Source organism: Vibrio sp. 1978 (assembly GCF_033344345.1).
In genome coordinates, this window is record NZ_JAWPOP010000920.1 from 1 (window position 1) to 539 (window position 539).

Here is a 539-nt window from a genome sequence, read left to right on the forward strand (position 1 = left end):
ACATAACCATCGGTGGCAAACAAATGGTGACCGTCTGAGTTCATTGGTTCAACTTTGCCACCAAACCAGCTTTTCGGGAACGAGTGTTCACGGTTGTAGCAATCCCCTTCTTGACTGTATTGACCGCATTGGTCGGTTACTTTCGTGAAACTCACTGCATCGTTGCCCGCAGGCTTCTCTGAATACATATCAAGAATGGAGCCATCTTTCTCGTAGTAGTTATCCAAATCTGCGTCTTTTACCAAAGTCCAAATCGCTGAATAGCCACGGCTGGAGTGATTATTGATGATGTTAAACAACGCCGTTTTGAGTGCGTAGCCTGTCTTGCCAGACGCGGCTTGATAATACCCATCAACCACTGGTGGAGTCGTAGTGGTGTCACCTAACGTAAAATCAGTGGTTTCGCTTTTGGCGAACTCAGCGCCAGAAGCAAGGGTCTTGGCTCCTTCCATCAACGTGTACGAACCCGCGCCACTTCCACAACAAATGCCGTCACCATACTCATCTTGAATGGTGAACTGGTAGTCACCGTCGACAAA

Annotated in this window: 1 protein-coding gene; it reads right to left on the reverse strand. The window is 48.1% G+C overall.

What is annotated here, in order from left to right:
- Positions 1–539, reverse strand: a 539-nt coding sequence (locus R8N49_RS29870) for an endonuclease (RefSeq protein ID WP_318190800.1), incomplete at both ends; no start/stop codon positions are given.